This window comes from Kitasatospora sp. Root107 (genome assembly GCF_001424875.1).
Lineage (GTDB): Bacteria > Actinomycetota > Actinomycetes > Streptomycetales > Streptomycetaceae > Kitasatospora.
In genome coordinates, this window is the sequence record NZ_LMCT01000031.1 from 80,004 (window position 1) to 98,044 (window position 18,041).

The following is an 18,041-nucleotide window of genomic DNA, read 5'->3' on the forward strand; positions in this document are numbered from 1 at the left end:
GGTCGCGCTGTTCGTACAGGAAGGCGTCGAGGGTGCGGGACGGACGGCCGAGGATGTCGGTCACCGTGGTGGTGGGGGTTTCCGGCCGGGCTATCGCGAGTTGCTGGATCTCCGTCACGTGCTCGGCGAGCCAGGCGGGCATCCCGGCACGGTGGATGAGGTTGTCGCGCAGTTCGTCCGGGGTGAGGTCGACGTAGCGGATCCGACTGCCGGTCAGGGTGCTCAGGCGGGCGGCGAGTTCGGGGTAGGAGACGGCTTCGGGGCCGGTCAGGGTGTACGTACCGCCGGAGATCTCGGGCCTGGTGAGCGCGGCGGCGGCGACGTCGCCGATGTCGCGGCAGTCGACGTAGTTGCAGGGTGCGTCACCCATGCTGCCGAGGATGACTCCTTCGGCGACGGCGGGGGCCAGGCGCAGGAGGTTCTGCATGAACGCGTACGGGCGCAGGATGGTGTGAGCGATCCCGGTGGCCCGCAGGTGCTCCTCGACGGCGTGGTGCCCACGGGAGATGGCGACCGGGGAGTCGGGTTCGGCTGCGGGTGCCGAGATCTTGACGATGTGTCCGATGCCGGAGTCGGCGGCGATGTCGATGACACGAGTCTCGAGTTCGACCTGTGCGGGGCTGTTGGCCATGGCGAGGAAGAGCCGACTCGCGCCCTTGAAGGCGGTACGCAGCGAGTGCGGGTCGGTGGCGTCGGCGTACTGGACCTCCACGGGCGGGTGGTGTGTGCCGGTCAGACCGGGCAACGGCCGTTGCGGGGTTCGGGTCAGTGCGCGCACAGGTTCGCCGAGTGCGCGGAGGCGGTGGAGCAGGGCGTTTCCGGTTGCTCCGGTCGCTCCCATGACAACGATCATCAGGTGTCCTCGTTTCTTGGTGGTGGGTACCGCTGGGGCTACGACTGGGACGCGGTGGTGCTGCGCCAGCGCAGGGTGACGATGGTGGTGGCGAGTGCCGCCGAGACCGGCAGGTCGATGCGCAGGCGCTCCAGCCAGGGCGCACCGGGAACCGAGGTGTGCGCGGGCAGCCACTCGGCGACGAACCATCCCAGCAGTCCGGCTACGCCGACGGCGGCGATGACGAGCAAGGCGGTCAGGGCGACGCGCGGTATGACGGTGGTCCACCGTCGCGGCCGCCCGCCGCGCTGCAGCCAGACGCCGACCAGGAACGCCACCACGGCGGAGGTCCCGGCGATGGAGGTACCGGCCGCCACGGCCAGGTCCCGCTGCCCGGTGACGACTCCGGCCGCGCCGGCCATCAGCGCGGGGGCGGCGTAGGCGGTCAGCACCTCCCGCCACAGGACGAACTTCCGGGAGGCCGTCCGGCTTCGGCTGGCTGGGTCCTTCGTTGCTGGCATGCTGACCTCTTTCTCGTTCGGACAGGCAACCTAATTAGCTGGCTAACTATTGCGCCATAAAAAGGGCCCTGCCCGGAGGGCGGGGCCGAACAAGCCGCAGGTCGGATCAGTCGGCGGCCAGGGCCGCACTGCCGCGCACGACCCGGGCGAGCAGGTCCAGGAACACCGCGCGCTCCTCGCCGCTGAGCCCGCCCACCATCGCCTCCAGTCGCCCGAAGTGCTCGGGCGCCATGTCACGCAGGCGCTGCGCACCACGCGCCGTCAGGATGGCCACCGTGCCCCGCCCGTCCTCCACGGACGGGCGCCGGGCGATCAGGCCTTCGCGTTCGAGGCCGTCCAGCAGGCCGGTGACCGTGGCCCTGGAGATATCGAGATCCGCAGCAAGATGCGAAGGGGACTTCTCCCCGCCATGGGCTTCGAGGTCGACGAGCAGGCGGTACCGCCCCGTCGACAGGCCGAACCTGGCAAAGTGCGCCTCAGCCGCGCGGCCGACCCGAGCTCCCGCCGAGATCAGTCGCACCGCGACCAGCACCGCCTGCGGATCGACCTCCAAGCCGTAGTGCTCGACCTGCCGCCTGGCCTGGTCCAGCGTGGGCGTCTCGCCGTCATCCCCGTTCCTCGTCATGCAGATAATATGGCAGCTAACTACTTCGGTCGTCAAGGCGCCAGGCCCTGGCTCCTGTGCATCTGGGTTGCCAGAGGACTCCGCGACCCTCGCCACTACCCCGGTCCACCCCCCGATCCCCCGCCTCCTCCCCCTTGATGGCGGGGCCCCGGCCATGAAACAGCCGGGCCCCCGGCGATCCGCAGATCCCGGGGGCCCAGCAGGACAAGCACGGCCGGTTCTACTCGCGGAACTCGAACCGCCACGCCTGCCGCTGGTCGCCGACCTCCAACGGGCGCAGCGCGGTGCGCGGCGGGAAGATCCTCAGCAGGCTGGCGTCCAGCGCGAGTTCCGCACCGTCGATCGGTCCGCCGGGAACGACCACGTGGAAGGTGAACGGCTGGGCGCTCTGGTAGAGCGCCCACTCGCACATCTCGGTGGAGCCCTTCACGGGCGCGTTCACGTTGGGCTCGTCGCCGTAGCCCAGGTACGTCCCGTGCTTGAGGTTGCGGATGTGGACATTGCCGTTGCCGAGCGCCTCCACCTGCCACTCCTGCTCGCCCGGCTCACCGGTGGGCGGGAGGATGACCGCATCCCCCTTCCCTTCCTGCAGGGTGAGCATCTGTTCGCCGGGCTTGGTGATCGCGTAGACGCCGGTGGGTACGGGTGCCATGACAGACTCCTCCTCTGATACGCGGCGCGGGACGGCGCCACTGAACCACGGACGCGCCGATTCAATCGGTGCACACACGATCGGCGACGGCGGCTCGCCGCCCACCACCCGAACGGGCGCAGCCCGCACGGACCCGTATCGAGGGGCAGCCCCGAGAAGACCACCCCTGACGACCCATCAGCCCACTACAATCACCGCGCAGCCCTCTGAACAGGAAAAACGTCGAAGTCCTGCTGGCGTGAGTACTGGATCCGCCAGAGCGGCGGAACGTGTCGCCCCGCCGCCCGCGGCTCGTCCCGGAGCAGCCGGGAGTCCGCAGGGGAGCTGGGTGTGGTGAACCGGGATGGCCAGGTGCTGTGGTAGCCCGGCTGCGGCGTCGCTGCGGGCCCCGCCCTGGCGGCCGAACGCGTCCGCTCCTACACCGAGCGGGACGCCGTGCGGTTCCTCGCGCTGAACGCGGATCTGGTCCGCGCGCTGCCGCAGCATCGGTTTGAGCTGAGGCAGATCGCCGCCCGGGCCCGTCTGCTGATGCCCGCTCAGATGCATACCCCAGCTTTGGAGACGGCTACCGCCCGGGATCTGCCCGCCTCGATCAGGGGCTACTGACGGGCGGTCAGGTCCCGCAGGATCCGGGTGTAGTCGGCAGTGAGCTGCTGTTCCTCGGCGGTGCCGACTCCCAGGTCGAGCCGGTCCAGGTCCTCCAGCGCCGCCTGCCGGGCGGAGCGAAGCTGCAGCAGGTCTTTGTCGGCTTCGGAGCCGCCGGTGTGCTGGACCTGGTGGATGGCCGCGCTGTACCAGGCCACCACAGCCTGGACCACATCCACCGCCTGCTGCCACCCTTCTCCCGGCTCTCCCGTCGCGGAGAAGTCGGCGTCGCCGGGCTCGGGCTCAGAGTCGCGCACAGTGAAACACCATCTCGGTCGGGCCAGCACAGTCGCGGCCAGTCTCACACGAACCCGCCGTGCCCGATTCCACCGACCCGGCCCACACCGGAGCGCGCGGCTGCCCCCCGTTCATGCGTTAGCGACACGGACCCGCCGGTCGCCCTCGTCCCGGGTTGGCGGTAAGTACTGGCCTACTCTCACGGTGCGCACTCGAACGATTTCGAAGGAGTCCGCCGTGCCTGCTGGCATCACCCTCGGCCCGCCAATGGCATGGTCCACAGCCGAGCAGAAGCTCTACGAGAACACCCTGGCCTCACAGGGGACCAATCTCGGCGGCGGGGACGCAAGTCAGGGTGCAAGCTGGCCGGATGAGCGCACGATCAGGGCGGCCGCCATCCGCTTCCTCCTGACCGACCCAAAAATCGCTCCACGCGTCACCCGGCTGCGCTTGGAGGGGGCCCGCATCGAGGGAAAACTCGATCTGGAGGCCGCGACCCTGAACGCGGTCTTGGAGCTCAAGAACTGCCACGTTGCAGAGGAAATCAACCTGGAACAGGCGACGGCGCCGGCGGTGTATCTAGAGCACTGCTACCTGGCGCGAGTCACTGCGGCTCAGCTCCACACGGCGAACAGCCTGTTCCTCTCGGAGTCGCGCTGTACGACCGTCAATCTCAAAGAGGCCCGGATCGACAAGCAGTTGAACCTTCGGAACGTGGTTCTCCGAGGCGATCCCACCCGCTCCAAGGATCCCACGCTAGCGATGACCGGCATCATCATTGGTGCCGGCGCGCACCTGAACGGCATGACCGTTCTTGGGCAGACAAATCTCAGCGGAGCCGCTGTTGACGGGCAACTCAGCCTCCGAGGCACCACGCTGACCTCGTCCGGCGCTAACCGATGCCCGCTGCATGACAGCTGTGTACTGCATGTGCGGAAGTCCAAGGTCAGCGGTGATATCGACTGCATCGGTTTCTCGGCTGACAGTCCAGTGGACTTCACCGGCGCGGTTGTCGGTGGGTCCATGCTCTTCGACGGCGCGGCCTTCCACGGGCAAGGCCGGGATCCCGCACTGGACCTGGCCAGAGTCCAGGTCCAGCAGCACCTGTACTTCTCGGCAGGCGCGACCGTCAACGGCATGCTCATGCTGGCCGGCGCAACCGTCGATGGAAACCTGGAAGCCAATGGCGGCCAGTTCCTCCACTTGACGGACACCGCCATCGATGCCCGCGGCCTCCAGGTACGCGACATCAACTTCGCCACCGAGACCGCACCCCACGACTCGAACCGCACCGGGTTCCGAGCCGAAGGAAAGGTCGTCCTGGCGGACGCTGTCATCAAGGGCAACCTCGACTGCCGTGGCGGTTCCATGACCCACTCCAGAGCCGACGAGGACGCCCTCGACGCCCGCGGCATGAAGGTCACCCGCGATCTCAAGCTCGGCAACGGCTTCACCGCCGTCGGGAGGGTGACACTCGAGGGAGCCGAGATCGGAGGGCAAGCCATCCTCTCGGACGGATCCTTCCGGAACGGCGGACAAGTTGCGGTAGCCGCGCAGCAGTTGACGGTCCGCACCAACCTCATCCTCGAAGGAACATTCGAAAGCAAGGGGATGGTCGACCTTTCCGGTGCAAGCGTCGGAAGCCTCCGGATCGGAGGCCAGTTCCACCGCCCCGGGCAGGACGCACTTCGCCTGGATGGCCTCAAATCCACCCAGACAGTCGAGTTGAACCATCTCATGGTCCGAGGAACGATCAGGATCCTTGCCGCGAGCATTGGTGGCGACCTGCGAATCATCAAGCCCAACGTCAGCAGTGGGTTCAACGACGTGGCAGTCGATCTTCGCGGTATGACGGTGAAGGGCGAGTTCTGCTTCCGAGGTGACAACCCCATCGGCGGGAAGGTTGACCTTCGGAACGCCTCCGTCGGGGTACTCAGGGACGAGCCGAAGGTCTGGCCGAAGCACCGCACGCTGCTCGACGACTTCACCTACGGCTCGCTATGGAACCTCGGAAAGTGGCCCGTCAAGGACCGCCTTGACTGGCTTTACGTCAGAGGCTCCTACTCGGCACAGACGTACGAGCAGCTCGCCACCGTCTACCGGGCCGCAGGCCGGGAAGACTTCGCCCGCAAGGTGCTCTACCGCGCACAGAAGAAGCGCCCGCGACCGGGACGGTACGAGCGAGTCTGGTCATGGATCTTGTGGGCGACCGTCGGCTATGGCTACCACCCCGCACGAGTGCTCTACTTCCTCGTGGGGCTCGAGGTCTTCGGCACCGTCTACTTCTCGCATCGGCGGGACGATCTGGAGCCCAGTTCCGCACTAGCCAACGCCTTCGGCGGCGACGACCAGGCGAGGGACCGTTTTCGGCCAGCCCTCTACACTCTCGACCTGCTCCTGCCCGTCGTGAGCTTCGGCCAACGGGCCTTGTGGATTCCGGATGGGCTCGGAACCAGCTGGGTAGTCACGGCCCTGATGGTGGTGGGCTGGATCCTCGGCGCGATCCTGGTCTATGGGATCAGCACCGCGTACCAGCGTCGGGCGTGAGAGGACTGCTGCTACTTCGCGGTGCCGCCGGTCCGACCCGGGGCCGAGTTCAGGCTTCAGGACGATCGTGCCCCTGGTACGCCCCCAAGCCCGTCCGAAGGATCGTCAGGATGCCTGACCTGGGCGTAGGTTGGTGACCTTGGGTTTCGGTCTGCCGGATGCCGAGAGGGGGCCGTGACCGTCTGCGGTGCCGTCGTGCCAGCTGCTGCGGCTGACGGGGTGAACTCCCATGCGTCCATCTGCCTGCGCCTGGCCGGGGGCCTACCGGGAGGTGACGCGTGCCGGATCAATCGCAGCGCCAGGAGTTGCCGGCGCAGTCGCGAGGGGCCGGCGGAGGCCTGGCCGCCGCGGGTCGTGCTCGTTGGGATGAATCACCGTTTCCTACGTGCCCTAACGAATGGCAGGCTCCCGGCCAGCCGCACGGGACTCTGAGCCCGCACACGGCGGACTGCCCTCCAGCCCCCTCCCTGGATCGTGACGGACATTCCGTTCTACTTCAGCATCGCCTGACTACCGTCCCTGCCTCACAGTGCGTCCGGCGCTGTGAGGCAGGGCGCTGGCATGACCTGGGCGGAGCCCTCCGATCGCCCGGGCAGCCCCTGACCCTCGGCGTCAGCCGGGCAGCGGCGCCGAACCACCTCAGTCGACCACGAACAGCCGGGCGCCCCCCGTCGTGCTGGAACGGTGCGGCTGGGTGTCGTCGCCGACCTGGTAGCTGCTGCCCGCCGTCAGCGTGACCACCTCGCCGTTGCCCAACTCCGTGGTCAGCGAGCCTTCGAGGACCAGCAGGATGTGCCCCCGGTCGCACCAGTGGTCGGCCAGGTAGCCCGGGCTGTACTCCACCATCCGGACCCGGACGGACCCGAACTCCCTGGTCCGCCAGGTGGCGACGCCGGTCTCCCCCGGGTGCTCGGTGGCCGCGACCTGCGACCAGTCAGTGGTGCCGAACGGAATGTCGATCATGTCCATCCCGGCAGCGTATCCGTCCTGCCGTGTGAGCAGGACGGATACGCCTCCCGCTACGGCGCCTTGACGTCGACCTGGCGGCCGCTCTTCAGCAGGCAGTCCCGGAACTCGTACCACGGCGTGACGCCCGTCCACCGGAGGAAGCCCGAATCCCCGGTGCCCGCCGTCATGTTGATGAAACGGCAGCCGTCGTAGAGCAGCTTGCCCATGGTCATCGCGGTCGGCGCGGTCACCTGGTGTGAGCCCATCAGGATGCAGTCCTGGTAGCGCACCATCGGCCCGCGCGACGGGTTGACGGTGTCGAAGCGGTACACGTGGGTGACCGCCGTCGGCGCCCAGGGCTGGTACGAGTTGGCGGTGTCGTCGCAGGAGACGAAGGTGATCGTGCCCTTGTACCAGGCCGAGTCGATCAGCTTGTGCCCGACGCCGCGCAGCTCGAACCGGATGCCCTGGACGAGCAGCCGCATCACCGAGTCCGCCCGGGAGTTGGCCGCCGCGCCGAGCTGGAAGATGGTGCCGGTGGAGGTTCCGTCGGTGATGATGTACGAGCCGCCGATGAAGTTCATCGACCCGCCGCGCTCGTTCCGCACGAAGATGCCGGACTTGAACTCGACCTTGCAGTCCCGGAACCAGTAGTTCAGGAACTGGTCCTGCTGCGAGACCGACGGCGTCATGCCCATCACCAGGAAGGCGTCGGCGTAGGAGCCACTGATCTGACAGTGGTCCCAGCCCATCTCGCTGTTCAGGTTGGCGGTGGTCGGGCCGTCCAGCCCGATGCCGACCTTCCAGGTGCCGCGCCACTCGACGTCGGTGTACCAGGTGTCCTGGACACCGTAGGTGGTCGAGGACCTGGCGATGTTGAAGGTGGCGGTCTCGTCCAGGCTGTCGAAGGTCAGCCCGCTGATCCGGATGTTCCGGTACCGCTGGTCGTTGGTCCAGAGCACCGTGTCTTGCACCGTCGGCGCGTACGTGATCCGGGACAGCCGCTTGCCGTACCCGATGATCGTGATGCCGTCGACGACCTTCTTCGCGGTCTCGCCGCTGACGTTCGGCAGCAGCGAATCCGGCTGCGTCAGCAGGTAGTTGCCCGGCGGGATCAGCAGCACCTTGGTCGGTGTCGGCCCACCCACCGGGCTCACCTGCTCACCGGCCAGCAGCTCGGCCGCCGCCGCCCGGAACGCCGTGTCACTGGCCGTCCGCCCCGTCGGGTCGGCCCCCTTCGCCAGGACGTTCACCACATAGGCGTCCACCCCTGTGGCCGCGACCACCGCCGCCGCACTCCCCCCGCCCAGCGCCAGGCTGCCCGCGATGGCACCCGCCCCGGTGAACCCGGCGAGCAGCGCCCGACGGCCGGGCCGCTTCACCGCCTCGTCGTGGCTTCCTGACCTGTCGTCACTCTGTCGTTCTGCGTGCGTGGACAACGTGCTCCCCCTCGTGATGGATCTTCTCAGAGCAGCATGATCATCTGTCATGGTCATCCGGTGCCACAACCCCCCGGTCCGCTGGGAATTCGGCCACCCCGGCATGGTGGAATCAGCTCGGACTGGGCAGGATGCCCAAGGTCACGACGCCGACGTCGGCGCGGTTTCGAGGAGGGGTCCGGACAGTGCGGGTCGAGGTACGGGTCGGCGCAGCCGACGTCGAGAGCGAACTCCGGTCGTTGTACAACTGGTTGGGGCAGGACGCCGAGGTACGGCGATCGGCCGAGGTGTCCCTGACGGAGCAACCGGCTCCCTCGGGCAGCATGGGCGACCTGCTGGACGCGGTGCAACTGGTGACCGACAACGGGTGGAGCGCGGCGTCCTTCGTCATGACGGTGCTGACCTGGCGTCAGACCCGGCCCAGGCCGCCCCGGCTCACGCTGCGACGCGGCGACCTGGAGGTGTCGCTCGCCGACGGGACGGACGAGGAGGTCCAGCGGCTGCTGAGCCTCCTCACGCAACCGCCGTCCGCCGACCGCGAGGACGGCCCGGTAGGCGGGGGCGGCTCGGCACTCCCGGACGGCGGGGAGTGAAGGGACTGCCCGACCCGGCATCCTCCCGGGCGGTGCTGATCGGCGTCGGCGGCTACACCGTCCTGGAGCCTCTGCCCGCCGTGGCGCACAACCTGCCCGCTCTGGCCGGGGCACTGACGGCCCGGCACTCCTGGGGCCTGCCACCGGAACACTGCACGGTGGTCGCCGAGCCGTCGTCCCTGCACGAGATGCTGGCGCCGGTCGAGCAGGCGGCCCGGGCCTGCCGGGACACCTTGTTGGTGTACTTCGCCGGGCACGGTCTGACCGACGATCGGGGCGAGCTGGTGCTCGGCCTGCCCCGTTCCGAGCCAGGAAAAGGGCACACCGGCGTGCCGTACTCCATGCTGCGCAGCGCGATCATGGCCGGTCGGGCCCAGCGTCACGTGATCGTGCTGGACTGCTGCTTCAGTGGCAAGGCCCTCGGCCTGATGGGCGGCTCGGTCGCCGACCAGGCCGAGATCGACGGCAGTTACCTCCTCGCGGCCGCCCCGGAGACGGGTCTCGCGTTGGCCCCGCCCGGTGAGCGGTACACGGCGTTCACCGGCGAGCTGCTGCGCGTACTAGATCAGGGCATCGAGGGTGCGGGACCCTGGCTGGACCTGGAGTCCGTCTACCGGCACCTGCGGGCGACGCTGGCCGCCAAGGGCCGGCCGCAGCCGCAGAAACGCGACCGCAACACCGCCGGCCGACTGCTGCTCGGACGCAACCATGCGCACCTGCCCGGCGTCACGACCGTCGCACCTGCGGAAGGGCCGGGCCGCCACTGGCCCGACCCAGCCGCGCTGGAGACCGTCACGGAGTTCATCGACGCACTGGGCGAGGTGCGGGCCCTGAGCGGCCTCGCCCTACGGGTCGTCGGTGAACGGTGCGTGCCACCGCTCTCCGCCGCAACGATCAGCGGACTGCTCAACCGGACCACGGTCCCCCAGCGATGGCGGAGCACTGGATCAATGCTGCTGGCCTGCGGCTTGCCACCCGATCAGATCGAGCACTGGCACGGTGCCTGGAACCGCCTGAAGGCCGTCTCCGAAGGGCTGCCCTCCGGAGCGAGCGCAGCGCCCGAGTCCCGCCCACCCCGGGGATGGCGCAGGTTGCTCGACCGTTCCGGGCGTCGGTGACACACCGCGGCCGTCGTCAGTGCCCGACACCAGCCGAGGCCGTCGCTGCGGGGACGGTACTGGGGCCCTGGGCGGTGGAGTCGGGCGAGATCAACACCAGAAACCCCACCACCGCGGCCAGCCCCAGCACCGCCGCAGTCGTCAGCGGCTTCGCTGCAGGCCGTGCCCTGCCCCCGGACCGGTTCACCCAGTGCCCGGCCCGGTAGTACTTCCCAGAACGCCCAGCCATCCGTAATCCCTCGATTGTTCGCGGCGACGGTCATTCCCTCGCAGGCACAGACTTTGACACCTTCGACGACGGAACATCTCCGAAAGGCGGCACATTGGCCGATTCCGTTCGCCGCTCCGTCGCCACCGCCGTGCGCGCGGTACTAACCCCGTAACCGAGGTCGTACCGTCGGTCTACGATCGGCCCATGCTGACCGTACTGGTGAACGGCCTCCCTGCAGCCGGCAAGTCCACCCTCGCCCGTGCCCTGGCAAGCGAGTTGAGGCTGCCGTTGTTCAGCAAGGACTCGATCAAGGAGACCCTTGCGGACCAGCTCGCGCCCAGCACCGGCACCACCCCGCGCGAGTGGAGCACCGCCCTCGGCCGCGCCGCCGCGGAGACCCTGTGGACGCTGCTCGCCCACGCGCCCGACGGCGCCGTGCTGGAGAGCCCGTGGCCCGCCGGTTCGCAGTGGCCGGGCTCGCCAGGGCAGGCGTCCAGCAGGTCCAGGAGGTCTGGTGCGACGCGCCGTTGGCGGTCCTGCGCCGCCGGTACGCCGAACGGGCCGCCGACCGGCACCCCGTGCACCTCGAGGACCCGGCGGACGCCGAGGAGCGGTGGGAGCGGTGGAGCCGGGCAGCCGAACCGCTCGGCCTCGGGCCGGTGCACCGCGTCGACACCACGCGGCCGGTGGACATCCCGTTGCTGGCCCGCCGGATCACCGGCCGGGCGGCATCAGCGCCCAGTCGATGGCCGACAGGGTGACCATCGACAGCAGCGTCGAGCAGAGCACCGAGTTCCGCGGCAGCGCGGTGCTCAGGCCGTACTCGCGCGCGAAGACGAACACGTTCTGGGCGGTGGGCAGCGCGGAGCAGAGCACCACCGCGAGCAGCTGACGGTCGCTCAGCTGCAGCAGACTGCCCACGGCCAGCGCGACCAGCGGCTGGACCAGGTTCTTGGTGAGCACGACCACACCCACCTCGGCGCGCGGCGAGCTGCCGGTGGTCGCCGGGCGTCCGTGCAGGGAGAGGCCGAGGGTGATCAGCGCGGTGGGGACCCCGGCGCTGCCGAGCAGCGCGCAGGAGTGCCCGAGCGCCGTCGGCAGCTGCCAGTCGAGGGCCGAGCAGGTGGCGCCGAGGGCCGAGGCCAGGATGACCGGGTTGCGCAGCGGCATCAGCAGCAGCCGTCGGTGCGCGGCACCGCCCCCTCCCCCGCCCCTGGTGCCGACGTCCAGCGCGGTCAGGATCACCGGCGTCACCAGCAGCACCTGGAAGAGCAGCACCTGACCGATGAACGAGGCATCACCGAGCACCTGGAGGGCGACCGGGATCCCGAGGTTGGCGGAGTTCACGTACCCGGCCGCCATCGAGCTGATCGTCCGGTCGGCCGGGCGGCGGTCGAAGAGCCAGCGGGCGGCGGCCCAGCCGAGCAGCGAGGCCGCCAGGGTGCCGGCGGCGAAGGCCAGTATCGAGGTGTTGGCGAAACTCCCCAGCGGTGCCCCGGCCAGCATGGTGAACAGCGCGGCGGGCATCGCGACATGGAAGACGAACCGGCCCAGCACCGCCTCGGCCTGCTCACCCAACAGCCCGGTCCGGCCGACCAGGTAGCCGACGGCGGTCAGCGCCCAGATCGGCACGAAACTCGACAACAGTGGCTGCATGGTCATGACGCACCATCATCGTCCCCCCGTGATCGGTCAGCGCAGGGGGGCCGGGGACTCCGCGTCGCGGGCCAGCAGGTTCGGGCTCCCGGCGCCGTCGGCCGGTACGGTCCAGACGTCGGAGCCCGAGCCGGAGTGCGGGAGACCGTACGCGACCGTGTGGTCGTCGAGCCAGGCGGGCTGGTCGTCGACGCTACGGGTCTCGGCGAGCGGGGTCTCGACGAGATCTGCCAGCCGAAGCACGGTGAGCCGCCAACCGTGGTCGGGGAGCGCCTTCTTGTACGCCAGCCTGGTGCCGTCCGGGGAGAGCGACGGGCACTCCACGTTGTCCTTGAGCACCCGTACCGCCCGGGCCGCGAAGTCGCCCACCACCAGGGACCGGTGGCCGTCGGCCGACATCGTCGCGTAGAAGCGGTTGTCGTCGGCCGCGAAGCTGACGCCCCAGAAGTTGGCGTCGGGGGCCGGCGGGTGACCGTCCACGGTGAAGGCTTCGAGGTTGCCCGCCAGGGTGCCGCTGCGGGTGTCCAGGATGCCGGAGCGGGTGGAGAAGCGGCCGCCGTTGTAGGAGTCGCCGGTGACGAAGACCGTCCAGGACACCATCCGCCCGGAGGCCGAGACCCGGGCCCGACTGGGCACACCGTTCAGCGGGATGGCCCGTAGCTGGCGCAACTCCCGGTCGAGAACCGTCAGTTGGTACGAGGCCGGGCTCTCCAACAGGCACACCCCGGTGCCACCGGCCGCGTACACCCGGGCGCACGGCAGCGCCGACCTGGTACGGACGCCGTCGGGGTGCTGCACGGCGAGCAGGCCGGTCGCGGTGTCGCGGATCAGCAGTCCGGGGCCGTCCAGGGTGACGGCGGTGTCCGGCGCGGCGGGAGCGGGCGCGGCCCGCAGCACGGTGTAGCCGACGGCGACCCCGGCGAGCAGGAGGGTCGCGGCCAGGGCGGTCAGGATGCGCCATCTCATTGCGGAGAACTGCATTGGGGGGAGGGTCCTTTGAGCAGGGGGACGGAGAGAGCCAGCGCCACTGCGGCGGCCCCGGCGGCGGCCAGGCAGGCGGCGGAGGTGCCCCAGTACTGCCAGGCCAGCCCGAACAGCACCGAGGAGCACAGACCGGCCAGCGCCTGCCCGGTCTGCAGCAGAGCGAGCCCGCTGGTGCGCAACTCGACCGGGAGCAGCGGCCCGGCCAACGCCATCAGCACGCCGTCGGTGGCGGCGTAGAACGCGCCGTGCAACAGCAGGACAGCCGGTACCAGCAGCACCGGGCCGCCCGCCCCGGCCGCCAGCAGCACCTGCACGGCGACCACGGCCCCGTAGCCGCCGAGCACCACCGCCCGCCGCCCGATCCGGTCGGCCAGCCGGCCGAGCGGCGCGGCCAGCAGCAGGTAGGCGAGCGCGGAGCCGACGGCGAGCAGCGGGAAGGCGGTGACCGGCAGGTCGTCCCGGCGCTGGAGCAGCAGATAGACGAACCCGTCGCCCACGGTGGTCAGTCCGAGCAGCGCGGCGGCCGCGCACAGCGCGCGGAACGGCCCCCGGCCCAGCAGCGCCAGCGCAGCCCGGGGACGGACCCGGCCCGGCGGCAGCGGCTCGCTGTGGTCGCGGACGAAGAGTGCCAGCAGCAGGACGCCGAGCAGGGCGAAGCACAGGCTGCTGAGGAACACCGCGTCGTACGAGCGGCCCGAGCCCGCCAGCGCGAGTACGCCCACCGCGACCAGCGGTCCGGCGAACGCTCCCAGGCTGTCCATCGCCCGGTGCGCGCCGAAGGCCCGGCCGAGCCGGTGCTCGGGGACGGAGAGGGTGATCAGGGCGTCCCGGGGTGCGGTGCGCAGCCCCTTGCCGGTCCGGTCGACGGCCAGCACGGCGCCGATCGCGGCGGGGGCAGCTTGCGGCGGCGGAACCGGTCGGCCGCGTACCCGCCGGCCACCCGGGTCAGGGCGGTGGCTCCGGTGAACAGGCCGTCCATCATGCCGTACTGACTGACCGTCAGATGCAGCCCGAGCACCAGATAGGCGGGCAGCACCGAGCTGACCATTTCGGCGGAGACGTCGGTGACCAGGCTGACCAGGCCGAGGGCGAGGACGTTGCCGGTGAGGATCCGCCGGGCCGGGGCCGCCGTGACGGCGGCCCCGACCCGGACGCTCGAGAGGTACATCAGCTCAGCGTCACGTCGTCGAACCAGGTGATGCTGGGGTCACCCGGGTAGTTGTCGTCGTGGTTGACCAGCTGCACGGTGTAGGAGTGACCGGGGGTGAGGGTGTCGGTCACCTGCTGCCAACTGCCGCCCCTGGTACAGGTCTTGGCCAGCGGGGTGGCCGTGCTGCCGCTGGTGTTGTGCTTGACCACGACGCTGGCCCAGGCGTACTTCACGGTGTCCTGGCAGTCGCCCTTCCACCAGACGGTGAGCTTGGTGACGCCCGGCGGCGCGGTGAACGTCTGGCTCAGGACGGAGTCCCCGTTGGTCGGGGTGGTGGCTCCGGCCGCACCGCTGTAGGCACCGACGTGCGCGGTGTCGGTGATGGCGGTGGTGCCGGTGCGGGTCCAGCCGTTGAAAGTCCCGTACTCGAAGCCGCCGTTGACGATGCCACCGGCTGTGGTGGGCGAGGGCGACGGACTGGGACTGCCGGTCGGCGAAGGCGACGGCGACGGGCTCGGGGAGGGAGAGGAGGTCGTCCACACGTCGGTGATCGGCGTGGCGGTCGCCGCCGAGCCGAGCGGGCTGAGGCCGTAGGCGTCCTCGATGGTCCGCAGCACGTTGTAGTGGTTGATCTGCCCGGCGGAGGTGCCGGGGCGGACCTTCTCGCCGACGAAGACGGTCGCGATCTGGTTCACCGAGCTGAAGTTGTCCTCGTCGAAGGTGACGACCAGCAGGCTGTTGTGGGTCTTGGCCCACTGCGCGTACCCGTCGAGGTTGTTCTTCAGCCAGGTGTCGCCGGTGCCGACCGAGCAGTCGTGCATGTCGTTGCACATGTCGGGGACGACGAAGGAGACGGTCGGCAGCTGGGTGTAGTCCGTGGGGAAGGTGCTGTAGCGGACGTTGCTCGCAGCCGGGACGTTGTCGAAGTCGACCCAGGGGTTGTGCTTGCGGACGTACTTGCCGCTGCTGCACCCGGTGTAGCCGTCCGAGGGCATGCCCTCGGAGTAGCCCTTGAACGTGAGACCGGCCCCGATCAGCTGGCTGCCGAGGTTGGCCTTGCCGGTGAAGTTCTTCGGGCAGGAGTCGTCCGTGACGCCCTGTTGGGAGCCGGAGAACATCGCGACGTAGTTGCCCTGGCTGGGGTGCGTGACGCCGAACGACTGGGTGAAGCTCGCGCCCTGCCCGGCGAGTTGGTTGATGTACGGCGCGCTGGAGCTGCCGATGATCGTCGAGTAGTCCTTGTTCTCGAACGTGACGACCACGACGTGGTCGGGCCGCGGCACTGCGGTGACGACTGCGGTGGTGCTCTGCGGTGCGGCGGACGGAACGGCTTCGCCCAGCGCCGCCCCGGTAGCGGCCAGGGTCATCACGGCGGCCACCACCGCCGTGATCACGGATCTTCTGCTTGGCATGGACAGCTCCTCATTCGTGGATGCCGAGGTCGGGCACATGGTGGAGGCAGTGGGGGTGCAGGCGGTAGCGTGCGGGCCGACATCCGGGGAGCGGCCGCCCGGGCGGACCGGCGCTGCCTGCGGGAACGGCCGGGCGGCAGTGAAAATCCAGTACCCGTCGGTAACTTATCTGGGGGCCTCCGATCGACGACCTCCGGCACGTGCTGCGCACCGGCCCGTTCCACAGCGCCCTGCGCTGGGCCATCACCGCTCGCGGCCTCAGCCTCGACCGGCTCTGTGACCGGCTGGCCGCCCTCGGCCTGCGGGTCAGCGTCTCGACGCTGAGCAACTGGCAGCGCGGCACCAGCCGGCCGCAGCGGCCGGAGAGCCTGCGCGCGGTCGCCGAGCTGGAGCTCCTGCTGGGGCTCGACGGGGGCTCGTTGAGCAGGCTGCTGGCGGAACCGGCGCACCGGGGCAGCCGCAGGCCCGCACTCGTACCGGGCACTCCGCTGCTGCCGGCCACCCGGCTACGGGCCACGCTGGCCGATCCGGCCGATCCCGATCTGGACATCCTCGCGGTGCAGGACGACGTGACGGTCACGGATCGCGGGTGGGCGTCCACCGTCCGCTCCGTCGTCCGCGCGCGCCGCTCCGGGGCCGGGCGACATGTGGTGCTCTACCACGTCGGAGCCGAGGCACTGCCAGAGATCCGGGCCGGGCGGGACTGCGCGCTCGGGCGGGTGCACACCGACCCGGACGCCAGACTGATCGCCGCCGAACTCCTCTTCGGGCCGCTCAGCAAGGGCGAGACCTTCGCGCTGGAGCACACCGTGACGTCCACCGAGGCGGATCTGCACCACGGACGCTGGTTTCGCACAGCCGGACAGCACTTCGAGCTGACGGTCCGGTTCGAGCCCTCGGCGAACGCCCGGCGGGCGTACCGGATCTGGCGGCTCGACAGCCGATCGCCGCACAAGGACGTGTCCCAACTGCGCCTGATCGACGGCCGGTTGGCCCACCTGGTGGACTACGACCTGTCTCCCGGATTCCACGGGATCCGCTGGACCGGCTGAGCCGCCGAGGCCGAACCCGCGGTGAAATGTTACGTTGCAATGTCTCCGCGCATCGGGCATAGTCCTCTCTCACCGCTGCGGGCTCCCACCCAAGTCCCGCCCACACAGCGGAAGTTACCGGCCGAGCCGCTACACACCGGCCGGTCCCGCAGGACGCCACTCGGAGCTCGACCCTCACCTCCAGGAGACCGACCATGGCAGAACGCCGTCCCCGTCGTCACCTCACCCGGATCATCCTCGCAGCCGCCGTCGGCCTGCTCGTCCCGTTCACCCCGCTGGCGGTCGGCCAGGCCGGTGCGGCCAGCACGGTCTGCCTCAGCGGCACCCTCGCCTACGACCATCAGGACGCCGAGTCCGGCCCCGCAAAGCCCGTCCTGACCCAGGTCGCCCGCAACGCCAACTGGGAGCTCTGGGGCCGGACTTCGACCACCGGCACGGTCCGCCGCCTCGCCTTCGGGATCACCGACAGCGGCTCCGGGAGGTTCAACGCCTGCTACACCGCGTCCGCCCCACTCCCCGAGGCGTTCGTCCGCTTCAACTCCGCCAGCACCTCGATGTGGCGGGTCATCAAGAGCCCCGGCAACCAGGCCCAGTACACCTTCGACTCCGCACACCGCAGCAACGTCTCCACCGGTCAGGACCTCGGCACCGTGAAGGTCCCCACCACGATGCAGCGCGCCTGGCACATCGTGGACACCCTCAACCTCCTGTACTGGAAGCGCGGCAACCCCACCAGCAGCTGCTGGACCAGCCACCAGGCCGACGGCGGCTGCGACACCCTCACCTTCGTCTGGGACCCCAAGCGCACCAACGCCGGCTACTGGGACTACCAGGGCACCAACTTCGTCATCCTGGGCACCGACATGCCGGACTCCGAGCACCTGATCCTGCACGAGGCGGGGCACTGGTTCCAGTGGCAGCTGTACAGCCACGACTTCCCGACCGTGACCGGCTGCAACCCGCACTACATCGAGCGGTCCAGCTCCACCACCTGCGCCTGGACGGAGGGCTTCGCCGACGCGGTGGCCGCCTACACCCTCGGCGACTACCGCTACGTCTTCGAGGACGGCAGCTCCTACAGCTTCGCCAACGACCCCACCACGGCCGGCTGGGACCGCGGCGACACCGTCCAGGGCCGGGTCGGCAGCTCACTGCTCGACCTCTGGTCGGCGGCCGGCCCCGACGGCGGCGACTGGAACCGCACCATCACCCTGATGGCCGAGAACCCCAGCGAGGACTTCCGCGAGTACTTCACCGAGGACCGGCCCACCGCCACCCCGCCCCTGCCCACCACCGGGGCCGCCGCCGACATCCTCCACCGGCACACCATCGACTACTGACACCTGCTCAGGCCGACCGTCACGACCGTCGTGCTCAGTAGCCGACGATGTGACGCTCGGCGATCCGCCCGGCCGCTGC

Annotated in this window: 18 protein-coding genes; 6 read left to right on the plus strand and 12 right to left on the minus strand. The window is 69.9% G+C overall.

Annotated elements, in window-relative coordinates; translation table 11 throughout:
- From ASC99_RS25005 to ASC99_RS25025, 5 genes are all read right to left on the minus strand, one after another.
- A partial coding sequence (locus tag ASC99_RS25005) for an SDR family oxidoreductase (protein WP_057235946.1) occupies positions 1 to 853 on the minus strand: 853 nt, incomplete at its 3' end.
- 38 nt (positions 854 to 891) lie between these two features.
- Positions 892 to 1,353: a hypothetical protein gene (locus tag ASC99_RS25010; protein WP_057235948.1), complete on the minus strand. Its 462-nt coding sequence runs from the start codon at positions 1,351 to 1,353 to the stop codon at positions 892 to 894.
- Positions 1,354 to 1,459: 106 nt separating this feature from the next.
- Positions 1,460 to 1,978: a MarR family winged helix-turn-helix transcriptional regulator gene (locus ASC99_RS25015; RefSeq protein WP_057235951.1), complete on the minus strand. Its 519-nt coding sequence runs from the start codon at positions 1,976 to 1,978 to the stop codon at positions 1,460 to 1,462.
- 220 nt (positions 1,979 to 2,198) lie between these two features.
- Positions 2,199 to 2,630, minus strand: a complete 432-nt coding sequence (locus ASC99_RS25020; RefSeq protein WP_057235953.1) for a hypothetical protein — start codon at positions 2,628 to 2,630, stop codon at positions 2,199 to 2,201.
- Between the two features lie 599 nt (positions 2,631 to 3,229).
- Positions 3,230 to 3,532, minus strand: coding sequence for a hypothetical protein (locus ASC99_RS25025; RefSeq protein ID WP_157531726.1), 303 nt, complete (start codon positions 3,530 to 3,532; stop codon positions 3,230 to 3,232).
- Positions 3,533 to 3,749: 217 nt separating this feature from the next.
- Between ASC99_RS25025 and ASC99_RS25030 the strand changes: the two genes are divergently transcribed.
- Complete coding sequence (locus ASC99_RS25030; protein ID WP_057235959.1) at positions 3,750 to 6,059, plus strand: hypothetical protein; 2,310 nt, start codon at positions 3,750 to 3,752, stop codon at positions 6,057 to 6,059.
- A 639-nt stretch (positions 6,060 to 6,698) separates the two neighbouring features.
- On the opposite strand, the gene ASC99_RS25035 is transcribed toward ASC99_RS25030, so the two are convergent.
- Positions 6,699 to 7,028, minus strand: a complete 330-nt coding sequence (locus ASC99_RS25035) for a DHCW motif cupin fold protein (RefSeq protein ID WP_057235962.1) — start codon at positions 7,026 to 7,028, stop codon at positions 6,699 to 6,701.
- A gap of 50 nt (positions 7,029 to 7,078) precedes the next feature.
- Positions 7,079 to 8,389, minus strand: coding sequence for a hypothetical protein (locus tag ASC99_RS25040; protein ID WP_057235964.1), 1,311 nt, complete (start codon positions 8,387 to 8,389; stop codon positions 7,079 to 7,081).
- Positions 8,390 to 8,631: 242 nt separating this feature from the next.
- On the opposite strand from ASC99_RS25040, the gene ASC99_RS25045 reads away from it, so the two are divergent.
- The 3 genes from ASC99_RS25045 (at position 8,632) to ASC99_RS41120 (ending at position 11,129) form a co-directional block, all read left to right on the plus strand.
- Complete coding sequence (locus tag ASC99_RS25045) at positions 8,632 to 9,039, plus strand: hypothetical protein (protein ID WP_057235967.1); 408 nt, start codon at positions 8,632 to 8,634, stop codon at positions 9,037 to 9,039.
- The gene (locus tag ASC99_RS25050; protein WP_057235970.1) at positions 9,036 to 10,157 is read left to right on the plus strand and encodes a caspase family protein; all 1,122 of its coding nucleotides are present in this window, start codon (positions 9,036 to 9,038) and stop codon (positions 10,155 to 10,157) included. Before ASC99_RS25045 ends, ASC99_RS25050 begins: the two co-directional genes overlap by 4 nt.
- Positions 10,158 to 10,817: 660 nt before the next feature.
- Positions 10,818 to 11,129, plus strand: coding sequence for a hypothetical protein (locus ASC99_RS41120; RefSeq protein WP_057235973.1), 312 nt, complete (start codon positions 10,818 to 10,820; stop codon positions 11,127 to 11,129).
- Here ASC99_RS41120 and ASC99_RS25060 read toward each other — a convergent pair.
- The 5 genes from ASC99_RS25060 to ASC99_RS42230 are packed head-to-tail and all read right to left on the minus strand — an operon-like array spanning position 11,083 to position 15,570.
- Positions 11,083 to 12,030: an AEC family transporter gene (locus ASC99_RS25060; RefSeq protein WP_057235976.1), complete on the minus strand. Its 948-nt coding sequence runs from the start codon at positions 12,028 to 12,030 to the stop codon at positions 11,083 to 11,085. The genes ASC99_RS41120 and ASC99_RS25060 overlap by 47 nt on opposite strands.
- Before the next feature lie 30 nt (positions 12,031 to 12,060).
- Complete coding sequence (locus tag ASC99_RS25065) at positions 12,061 to 13,005, minus strand: hypothetical protein (protein ID WP_200948413.1); 945 nt, start codon at positions 13,003 to 13,005, stop codon at positions 12,061 to 12,063.
- Complete coding sequence (locus ASC99_RS25070) at positions 12,987 to 13,883, minus strand: MFS transporter (RefSeq protein ID WP_235583127.1); 897 nt, start codon at positions 13,881 to 13,883, stop codon at positions 12,987 to 12,989. The genes ASC99_RS25065 and ASC99_RS25070 overlap by 19 nt, the downstream gene beginning before the upstream one ends.
- Positions 13,826 to 14,176 (minus strand): hypothetical protein, encoded by a 351-nt coding sequence (locus tag ASC99_RS41125; RefSeq protein ID WP_235583128.1) that lies wholly within the window; start codon positions 14,174 to 14,176, stop codon positions 13,826 to 13,828. The genes ASC99_RS25070 and ASC99_RS41125 overlap by 58 nt, the downstream gene beginning before the upstream one ends.
- Positions 14,176 to 15,570 carry an alkaline phosphatase family protein gene (locus ASC99_RS42230; RefSeq protein ID WP_082598599.1) on the minus strand — a complete coding sequence of 465 codons (1,395 nt, stop codon included), beginning with the start codon at positions 15,568 to 15,570 and terminating at the stop codon, positions 14,176 to 14,178. The genes ASC99_RS41125 and ASC99_RS42230 overlap by 1 nt, the downstream gene beginning before the upstream one ends.
- Positions 15,571 to 15,770: 200 nt before the next feature.
- Between ASC99_RS42230 and ASC99_RS25080 the strand changes: the two genes are divergently transcribed.
- Together ASC99_RS25080 and ASC99_RS25085 are read left to right on the plus strand one after the other, a co-directional pair.
- Entirely contained in the window at positions 15,771 to 16,622 is an 852-nt protein-coding gene (locus ASC99_RS25080; RefSeq protein ID WP_057235983.1) for a helix-turn-helix transcriptional regulator, read from the plus strand.
- Between the two features lie 194 nt (positions 16,623 to 16,816).
- Complete coding sequence (locus ASC99_RS25085) at positions 16,817 to 17,962, plus strand: metalloprotease (RefSeq protein ID WP_235583129.1); 1,146 nt, start codon at positions 16,817 to 16,819, stop codon at positions 17,960 to 17,962.
- The last annotated feature ends 79 nt before the right edge of the window (positions 17,963 to 18,041 follow it).

Coding starts and splice junctions, on each gene's coding strand:
- ASC99_RS25010 (WP_057235948.1), bottom strand. CDS start 1,353: ATGCCAGCAACGAAGGACCCAGCCAGCCGAAGCCGGACGGCCTCCCGG.
- ASC99_RS25020 (WP_057235953.1), bottom strand. CDS start 2,630: ATGGCACCCGTACCCACCGGCGTCTACGCGATCACCAAGCCCGGCGAA.
- ASC99_RS25085 (WP_235583129.1), top strand. CDS start 16,817: ATGGCAGAACGCCGTCCCCGTCGTCACCTCACCCGGATCATCCTCGCA.
- ASC99_RS41125 (WP_235583128.1), bottom strand. CDS start 14,176: ATGTACCTCTCGAGCGTCCGGGTCGGGGCCGCCGTCACGGCGGCCCCG.
- ASC99_RS25035 (WP_057235962.1), bottom strand. CDS start 7,028: ATGGACATGATCGACATTCCGTTCGGCACCACTGACTGGTCGCAGGTC.
- ASC99_RS25015 (WP_057235951.1), bottom strand. CDS start 1,978: ATGACGAGGAACGGGGATGACGGCGAGACGCCCACGCTGGACCAGGCC.
- ASC99_RS42230 (WP_082598599.1), bottom strand. CDS start 15,570: ATGCCAAGCAGAAGATCCGTGATCACGGCGGTGGTGGCCGCCGTGATG.
- ASC99_RS25060 (WP_057235976.1), bottom strand. CDS start 12,030: ATGACCATGCAGCCACTGTTGTCGAGTTTCGTGCCGATCTGGGCGCTG.
- ASC99_RS25065 (WP_200948413.1), bottom strand. CDS start 13,005: ATGCAGTTCTCCGCAATGAGATGGCGCATCCTGACCGCCCTGGCCGCG.